The sequence below is a fragment of the Pseudoalteromonas sp. bablab_jr010 genome (assembly GCF_016464105.1).
In the GTDB taxonomy this organism is placed as follows: Bacteria; Pseudomonadota; Gammaproteobacteria; order Enterobacterales; family Alteromonadaceae; genus Pseudoalteromonas; species Pseudoalteromonas simplex.
Map to the genome: position 1 here is coordinate 1 of NZ_JACDWV010000026.1, position 7,692 is coordinate 7,692.

General features: G+C 39.3%; 7 protein-coding genes. 3 read left to right on the forward strand and 4 right to left on the reverse strand.

The genetic code is table 11. The features are described 5' to 3' along the window. On the forward strand, window positions 1-1,114 hold a 1,114-nt coding region (locus JIG37_RS00595), incomplete at its 5' end, for an RNA-guided endonuclease TnpB family protein (RefSeq protein ID WP_199528390.1). A gap of 8 nt (window positions 1,115-1,122) precedes the next feature. On the opposite strand, the gene JIG37_RS00600 is transcribed toward JIG37_RS00595, so the two are convergent. After that, complete coding sequence (locus JIG37_RS00600; protein WP_199528391.1) at window positions 1,123-1,827, reverse strand: zinc-finger-containing protein; 705 nt, start codon at window positions 1,825-1,827, stop codon at window positions 1,123-1,125. Window positions 1,828-2,127: 300 nt separating this feature from the next. On the opposite strand from JIG37_RS00600, the gene JIG37_RS00605 reads away from it, so the two are divergent. Continuing rightward, window positions 2,128-2,559, forward strand: a complete 432-nt coding sequence (locus tag JIG37_RS00605) for a hypothetical protein (protein WP_199528392.1) — start codon at window positions 2,128-2,130, stop codon at window positions 2,557-2,559. 307 nt (window positions 2,560-2,866) lie between these two features. Here JIG37_RS00605 and accD read toward each other — a convergent pair whose 3' ends face one another. Beyond that, window positions 2,867-3,733, reverse strand: coding sequence for an acetyl-CoA carboxylase, carboxyltransferase subunit beta (accD, locus tag JIG37_RS00610; protein WP_055022421.1), 867 nt, complete (start codon window positions 3,731-3,733; stop codon window positions 2,867-2,869). Window positions 3,734-3,840: 107 nt separating this feature from the next. Between accD and JIG37_RS00615 the strand changes: the two genes are divergently transcribed. Further along, the gene (locus JIG37_RS00615) at window positions 3,841-4,743 is read left to right on the forward strand and encodes a LysR family transcriptional regulator (RefSeq protein WP_199528393.1); all 903 of its coding nucleotides are present in this window, start codon (window positions 3,841-3,843) and stop codon (window positions 4,741-4,743) included. Between the two features lie 397 nt (window positions 4,744-5,140). Here JIG37_RS00615 and JIG37_RS00620 read toward each other — a convergent pair whose 3' ends face one another. Together JIG37_RS00620 and JIG37_RS00625 are read right to left on the reverse strand one after the other, a co-directional pair. Continuing rightward, a complete protein-coding gene (locus tag JIG37_RS00620; RefSeq protein WP_055022423.1) occupies window positions 5,141-6,442 on the reverse strand; it encodes a S41 family peptidase in 1,302 nt (433 codons plus the stop codon). Between the two features lie 129 nt (window positions 6,443-6,571). Continuing rightward, entirely contained in the window at window positions 6,572-7,108 is a 537-nt protein-coding gene (locus JIG37_RS00625; protein ID WP_055022424.1) for a hypothetical protein, read from the reverse strand. Window positions 7,109-7,692 lie beyond the last annotated feature (584 nt).

Here is a 7,692-nt window from a genome sequence, read left to right on the forward strand (position 1 = left end):
AAATATGCGTCGATATGAATACGATAAAACATTCCTGTTTTACAAAGATATGGCTTCTCTCCTCAAGGAAATTAAGCCATTCGAGGAATTTAGCTGGATTAAAGCGTTTGATTCTGCTGCTGCTCAGCAGGTTGCTCGCGATTTAGAAACGGCTGTTAAGAATGCTTTTTCAAAGGTTCGTTTGCAGCGCTTTCCAAAGCATAAAGTCACATACAAAAAGAAAAAACTTCACAACGACTCGTTTCGAGCCGTCAATAATTCCAATTGCATTCGAATCGAAAATGGCGCTATAAGCATCCCAAAAGTCGGTAAAGTGCCAATCGTTCTGCATCGTGAGCTCGTGAGCAAAATTAAGACCGTCACTGTTCAATATCGTCACGGAAAATGGGAATGCAGTATCACTCAGGAAGTGGAATGCAAAACGGCTAAACAAGTTTTGGAAACGATCACTGGCTTTGACATCAACTCAAAGCAAACGGTGGTTGGTTCGAACGGTTTCGTGGCCGACAATCCGAAGTTTTTAAAGCAAGCAATAGAGAAGTTAAATCAATTGCAACGCCAGCTTGCACGTCGAACCAAAGGTTCAAATCGCTGGCTAAAAACAAAACAACGCATCAATAAATTACACGGAAAAATCTCAAGGCAAAGGCTGGACTTTGCGCACAAAACTTCACGACAGATAACCAATGAAAATGATATTTTAGTGTTCGAAGATTTAAACGTAAAAGCGATGCAAAAGTTCAATGGTAGTATGGTTGCAGATAATGTGATGGGTTTGATCACTCAGCTTTCAAAGTACAAAGCTGAGCTAGAAGGCAAGCTCTATCATGAAATAGGTCGTTTTGAAAAATCCACTGGAATTTGTTCGGAGTGCGGGCAACGCCATGTTTTAACATTGAATGATAGGCTTTTTACTTGTACGGCTTGCGGAGCGTATCAAAGCCGAGATCTAGCTGCTGCTAAAAGCATAGCTAGTACAGGTGAATTAGATATAATTGCGGCTGGAATCGTCGCAAGGGTAACACCCGCATCTCAGCAGAAACAATCTGTTAAAACGAAAGTCTTCGAATTATCGAAGTTGGATTTTGGATCTGAGAAAAAAGAAGCTGCCTAGCTGTTAAGCTAGACTGTAGAAGCCCAGTGATGAGAGTGAACCGATGTCGCTGGGTAGTTCACCGCTGATTCACATTGTTGCTCGGTAAATTTACCAATATGACAATCATTAGGTTTAACTTCTAGGTAGTTAGCCAACTGTCTGTACACATCAACTCTTGCAAAACCATACTCTTTCCAAAGTACATCTAATATTTTGTGTGCCTTTTGTCTTGCGCTTCTAGTGCCGGCATTAGCCAGGGTTCCTTGAGGTAAGTTATCTCCTTTGTGCACTGCAACGTATGAATCACATCCTGATTTGTAGTTTTCACAAAGATAAATTAAACCGTGATCTTTACCTTTGAATATGTGCTTTGATTCTGAAAGTGATGCTAACCCGGAACAGTATTCACATCGAACTTTGATGTCCACTGCAGCTCTTGAGTTTATTCCCATCACAATATCCTCCAGAAAGTGGATGAAATACATTCGCATCGATTTTTCAGCTAAGTCAGTTAAGTAATTAGCTTTATGCTTCAGCTCCCCTATAAGTGCCAGAGATAGAGCTTCATGCCGGTGATCAGAGAGCAACTTGCTTAGTTCATTTACATAGCTATACGTAGAAGCATCAACTATTCCAGACTTAGATAGTTGCTCTTGGACCAGTTTTTTTAGATCGACTTGGTTTAAATAAATCACAGCTTTGCCTTGTTTTAGTGTTTGTATGTCTTCCATTAAACCCTGGTTAAACAATTGCGCTGGAATTCAAAAAAAACTCAATTTTCTCGATTTTAATCTCTGCCTCAATTTTTTTGCGTGAAATAATGAGTGGCATAAGGAGGTGTAAATGAACCCAAAAAAATCAATACCAGTCTCCCAATTAGCCCTTTATTACTCAGATAGAGAATTATTTAGGAAAGCTAAAGGTGGTGCATTCGATAAAAAACTGGCTAAAAGAGGCACGCGAGAGCACGCCCGGGCAGGTAAAAGTTCAAATCTAATACGCGCTGTGTTTTTAACTATTATAGGTTTCATATGTTACTTATTATTCAAATTTTCCTAGTTTTCTCTATCGTAGTGATCGTACTTATTGCAAAAGGGTATAGCGTTAAGAGAAAGCTACAAGTGCCTCTTTATTATCTATTTCTTGGTGGTGATGTTGGGGGGCGAAAACCAATAAAGGTAGAAAATAAGAATCTAGTCGGTATGCCAGATGCCCTATTCTTCAATCTATTAAAGCTTAGGTTTGTTGTATGTGAGTTTAAGTCTCGAAACTATACTGGAGTAAATTTATATGAAAGAGCTCAAATTACATTGTATATGGGAATGCTGAACAAATGGTATCTACCTGCACCGCAAGGTATTGTTGCATATGGTTTTGCTGTTCGAGTGAGGTTTAATAAATCATTGTTCAATGAAATTTGCGGTCTTCGAAAGCAGTGCTTAGTTGAATTGGGCAAGTTTTAACTTTTCTTATATGGAATATAGCTGTGAATACACATTTTTGTTCGTGTGGTAGCCTATTTGAGCTTACATTACAGCTTAGACGCATAGGCTTTAGCCTCATCTGACTGGCAGCACATAGTCGAATCCTGCTTTCAGGTAATTTTCGTATCCAAAACGTCGAAAACCACCTTTATTGGCGGTGGTCGCGATGGAAAGAAAGTTTTGGGCATAAATGGCTTTATAACTTTGAATACCTTTAAATGTTTTAAACCCATTTGAATGAGCTTTATCTTGTTGGCTAGTTCTGCTTCGCCACAGTACCTATAAGCTATGGATTTAAAGGAATAGTTGTATTTGTCATTTTAGCCAACAATCCACCAATTCGTTTGCGCATTTCACGCCTATCAATAATAATGTCTATAGAGCCATGCTCTAAGAGGAACTCACTCCGCTGAAAGCCCACAGGTAATTTCTCCCGAACAGTTTGTTCTATCACGCGACGTCCAGCAAAGCCGATAATTGCCTTCGGCTCGCCAATGTTAATATCTCCTAGCATGGCTAGACTCGCTGAAACTCCACCCAATGTTTGGTCTGTTAATACAGAAAAATATGGTAAGCCTTTACTGGATAACCGATTTAACGCAGCACTAGTTTTTGACATTTGCATTAACGATATCAGAGATTCTTGCATACGAGCGCCACCACTGGCAGAAAAGCAAACTAATCCACAATTTGCATCTACAGCAGCTTCAACTGCCTGAACAAAACGTGCACCTACAACTGAGCCCATCGACCCTGCCATAAAAGAAAACTCGAATGCACAGGCAACAACAGGTAAGCCCATAAGTTTTCCTTTCATCGCAACTAAGGCATCCCTTTCCCCAGTACTTTTCTGGGCTAGAGCAAGGCGTTCCTTGTAGCGTTTCAGATCCTTAAAATGTAGAAAGTCTTTCGGTTCAAGTTCACTCGCGATCTCAATTCGCTCTCCTTTATCTAAAAAGCTGTCTAAGCGGCGGCATGCTGACATCCTCATATGATGATCGCATTTTGGGCACACCTCTAAATTTTCTTCGAGGGCAATGCGATATAATATCTGATCACAGGATGGACATTTAGTCCATATTCCCTCTGGGATAGAAGCTTTACGTGTACTGATTATATTCTTCTTATCTAACAGTTTTTCTAACCAACTCATCGGAAACCTTTTCATATAACTTTAGTGATAAGTATTGTATAGGCCTATTTTTGGTAATAAAGTGTGCTTTATTGGTTTGATAATCCAATATTATGGGATTAAATAAGATGCTTGATAAAATTGACCAGCAGTGGCTAAAAAGTTTTCACTGTGTCTATGAGAACAACAGCTTCAAACGTGCTGCGGAATTTTTAAGTTTGCCTACATCAAATATCAGTCGTCATGTTGCTTTGCTCGAAGAGCGACTGGATATACGACTATTTAACAGAACCACACGCCGAATCGCTCCAACAGATGCAGGAGAACATCTCTACTTACGCACACAGCCATTGTTTGACAAACTTAATGATGCTCTTGAGGAAGTGACACAGCACTCTCATGAGGTCGTTGGGCAGCTTAGAGTTTTAATGCCAGACTCGCCTGCTTTAGCTCAAGCAGTCGTGTCTTTTTGTACCAAGCATCCCTCAATTTCACTATGTTGCGATACAAGTATCAGCCCGAAAGAGGATTTACTTGATGGGTTTGACGTGATTTTAAGTTTTCACAGAGGAAAGCTCGAAGATAATAATTGGGTAGCTAAGGAGATAAAGCGTTGGCCAAGCTCTGTTGTGACATCCCCAAAACTCTTAAAGACCTCTCCCAGACCTTTTCAGGTTACCGACTTGAAACACGTCCCATGTATCAATACTTTTACTGCGTTACATGGAGCACCTTGGGTTTTCAAAAATACTAAAGGTGAGCTTATTACTCAAAAAGTACAGTCTTCATTTAAGGTCAATAGCGGGCATCTCGCTAAATCTGGCACATTAGCTGCTCTGGGGTTTGCTATACTGCCCACCGAATTCTGTCGTAATGAAATAGATGCTGGTTCTCTGGAAATAGTAAAAATGGAATATGAGCCTGAAGATTTGGTTTTGTATATCTTTTACGCTTCCAGAAAACAATTGGCAAAAAAGATCTCGATGTTTATTCAACATTTAAAGCACCAAGCAAATTTAGATAGAGGCTGAAAAGTAGAGGAAATAAATCGATAAAAGGATTTGTCTGAACCACTTTTTAGAGTAGGCGCTTGGCTAAGCAAACTTTTATGCAAGAATCAGGCTGCGGAATGCACTAAGAGGATGTATTAAACACCAGCTTGAAACTAATAACAAACAATGTTTTTTAATACTCAGTACAATAATCTGAACAGAGTAACGACTCTATCAAGAAACGGGCATAAATGTGCCGACCAAGATCCGATGAACTTGAAGTTGGACAGAAACAATTTAGCGCCGAAGGATGACTCTGTGCCAAAAGCGGATCTTCACGCCGTTGTAACCAGCTAAAAATAGTTGGCTAGAATTTTGTTAGGTACAATCAAAGCCAACTATTTTTTGTCCGTGTTAACAGCCTTGTTAGCAATTTTTACATCGTTCTCTGAAACACTCTTTCATCCTCACCCAAAGAGAGCATTTTCAATGCAATGACTTGCTTATTTTTATATATTGCTTGCAGTCTTGCTTCAGTAAACGCTTTAAAAACAATGGTCTTTTTATCAAGTAACTCAATTTCAAACGCCGGATCATTTGAATATTGATAAAAGAGTTTACCACTTTTTTGGAATATCTTGCGCTCTCCAAACGTACCTACTATCTGATTGAAATCACTCTGACTTGGCTGGTATTGGCTCGATTTTGCTTTAACCAATGGATAGACCCATTGATGCAAACCAAGGTTTTTACTATTACTTTTGATTAAGGAATTAAGCACCTCTGCATAAGCAACATAAAATGCATTATCACTACTTGTTTCAATATTTGGTTTCACCCCCTTTCTTTCCCAGTTGTCATTTGTTCTTGGATCTACAGGTCGTGTGGATGGTAAAGTGAGAATATAATCATTATTTACTATTTCAGTACTTCTACCATGAGCGGCGCCAGCAGTTACCTCTCCAACAATGGTTGCTCTATTCAAACTTTGCATTGAATAGCTAAAGCCTTCTGCAGCGGATGCAGAATTACTGCTGGTGAGGATATAAAGAGGAGTATCTTTAAACCTAGGACCTGGTACATATGGCGAAGTCCAATCTTGCGTTTGAGTTAACACACCGTTTTCACGGCTTTCAAAAGTTGATAAATGGACTGTATCTAGGTCAAAGAAGTAACTTGCTAAGGAAGTCACCATAAATGGACTACCGCCATAATTGTTCCTTAAATCAATAATGATACCATCGGCATGCTGTAAAAATTTCATCGCATTTTCAAGCGTCTCACCTCCTAAGTGACTGTCAGAGAAAGCTCTTATATCGAGGTAACCAATATTGCCATCAAGCAATTCAACCTTTTTAAAACCATAGTTGTCTATAGGAGTCTCCATGACACGACTATCAGCAAACGCCTCAGTTTGTGCTGACGAACGATAATCTTTCAATTCACTAACCCAATTTGGATCATAAACAACAGAAAGATGTTTATCATTTGCAATCTTGTTTAATTCCAAGGTCATAAATTCAGCAATATCTTCAGATGACTTTTGACGTTCACAACCAGATAAAAATACTTGCGAACGTATTAACTGAGCTAACCTTGTTGCTGTATTTTCAATGACGTAGTTATCTTCAAGTTGTTTGGCAATATTTTGTGACACATCATAACAATCTGCAGCGCTGACATAATTGCATAGAACGAGTGAGCTAACGATGAGGGGTTTAAAGACTTTATTGTTCATATTTTCCTGAAATTTTAATTATTGTTTTTTAATAACGTTCGAACACACCAAAAGGGGTTAAAAGATTTTCTAAATGCTAAATTAAATTGCTAACGCCTAAATCAGGTGCGGCCTAGGCGTCACCTGGATTTACTTGTTAGCCTCCTGCATGATTTCACCAAATGTTAGAAACTGCCTGATTGTAGGAAAATCCCACTCATTTAGCCCTAAAGACATCAGGTGCTTAAGGGCTCCATCTTCAGGACAATCGCTGAGCTCATCTGGGTATGTACTGACAAACCAACTCCAGAAGATCTTTGCTTCGAGAGGAATTTCACCCGAAATATTTTGAAGCATTAGTATTGCATCAAGCATGAAATCAGATGTAAATCTCTCAATTGGAGCGATATTTATCTTTCCTTCAGGATCTTTATCTGCATGTTTGAAAAAATTATAAGGTTCATTGACAGTTCTTACATGCTTCCTGAATTCCTCTCTCGTCATGCCTTTTGGGTTCTTGACTACACTTACTATTCCTTGCTCTTTGCCCACATCAATTAACACCTGATGAGCAGATGCAATAACAGTATGAATCACTACAAAATCACGTAACTCAAAAAACAGAGTCACTGCTTCAGTAATCTGTCGTCTAGCAACTTCTATCTTGTCAATCCAAATTGGTTGCATTTTACTCCTTGGAAGCTAACAATTTAATATCGACTCATTGGGTCGTTTTTCTACCGAGCCGCGGGTCATTTTTATCATTGTACCAGTTCTACCACACTAACTAACTTGTTGCTACAGATAAACTTTTAATCATTATAGAGATTATGAAAAAGGTAAAAACGACCAAATGGGTTGTTTTCCTGAATATAGGAGAAACACATAGCAATTGGACACAAAATCAGTGTTGAAAAATAATTTTCTAATGACCGCTATTCGCTCAAAGCCGTCATTAGAGCATTCACTTTAACTCATTTTGGGGCGTGCGACGTGAAGTCGTATGAAGCGCTGTTCACCGCTTAATGAGTGAACCATCTGTATCACCAGATGATCCTAGGAGCCTGAATAAAGTAGCGGCTCTGACAATGTAACGAAGGTTGGTATGCGCCAATCGGGATCTTAATCGTGAGAGGACGATCCTCCTGATAACCACAAATCGGGTGAGTGCTAGGCCGTCAGTATGATGAACATAAGTGAATCCGCGTAAGGTGCGTTATATGATGAAACAGCGGAAGTGGTTAATACGCTGTAGCCAAAAGGCGCGAGAG

Bases quoted from the DNA above. Each gene is read 5' to 3' on its own strand.
- JIG37_RS00600 (WP_199528391.1), bottom strand. From the start codon at position 1,827: ATGGAAGACATACAAACACTAAAACAAGGCAAAGCTGTGATTTATTTA.
- JIG37_RS00605 (WP_199528392.1), top strand. From the start codon at position 2,128: ATGTTACTTATTATTCAAATTTTCCTAGTTTTCTCTATCGTAGTGATC.
- accD (WP_055022421.1), bottom strand. From the start codon at position 3,733: ATGAGTTGGTTAGAAAAACTGTTAGATAAGAAGAATATAATCAGTACA.
- JIG37_RS00615 (WP_199528393.1), top strand. From the start codon at position 3,841: ATGCTTGATAAAATTGACCAGCAGTGGCTAAAAAGTTTTCACTGTGTC.
- JIG37_RS00620 (WP_055022423.1), bottom strand. From the start codon at position 6,442: ATGAACAATAAAGTCTTTAAACCCCTCATCGTTAGCTCACTCGTTCTA.
- JIG37_RS00625 (WP_055022424.1), bottom strand. From the start codon at position 7,108: ATGCAACCAATTTGGATTGACAAGATAGAAGTTGCTAGACGACAGATT.